Annotated in this window: 1 protein-coding gene; it reads left to right on the top strand. The window is 36.2% G+C overall.

Going from position 1 to position 536, the window contains the following annotated elements:
* The coding region (locus tag ABD994_RS31460) for a hypothetical protein (RefSeq protein ID WP_345425782.1) at positions 1 to 536 on the top strand (536 nt) is incomplete at both ends.

The raw sequence follows: 536 nt of genomic DNA, 5'->3' as shown, positions 1-536 counted from the left end.
CTATAATCCGGATAATCCATCTGCCGGCGGACTAACTTATGATACCAACACTAAAAAATTTGCACAGATACCTGGACGGCCCCCATTCTTGCCAATAGATCTTACTATGGCATCCCCATTAAAAAAGGAAACTACCGGCAGCAGCATAACTTTTATGTTTAAGAACAATCTTATTTTCAGTCATAGTTCAAAGCCCATAAAATCTTTATACGTAGATTTTGGAGATGGAGTTTCAAGAATGATTACAGGGGATGGACTCTTCAAACCAACAAGTATTACTGTTAATTATAATTCCACAGGAATCAAAAACCTGAAATTTGATTTTACATTTATGGATGATACTGTTCTCACTACCTATGGTAGTTTCTTTCTGAAATATGTTGATGGTGCGACCAAAGCCGTAAAAGGAACAACATCTCTCTGCAACGGAGATACTTTGGCGGACGATTTTTCTATTGTTTCAGACACCGAATTTAAAGGCTATAATGAGCCTTTTGCTTTTAAAGGGAAAATTGATTACCGTATTTTTTATCATA

The sequence above is a fragment of the Actinomycetospora chlora genome (assembly GCF_039542135.1).
Taxonomy (GTDB): domain Bacteria; phylum Actinomycetota; class Actinomycetes; order Mycobacteriales; family Pseudonocardiaceae; genus Actinomycetospora; species Actinomycetospora chlora.
Note: the sequence above shows the minus strand (reverse complement) of the source record. Positions and strands in the feature narration are given on the sequence as shown.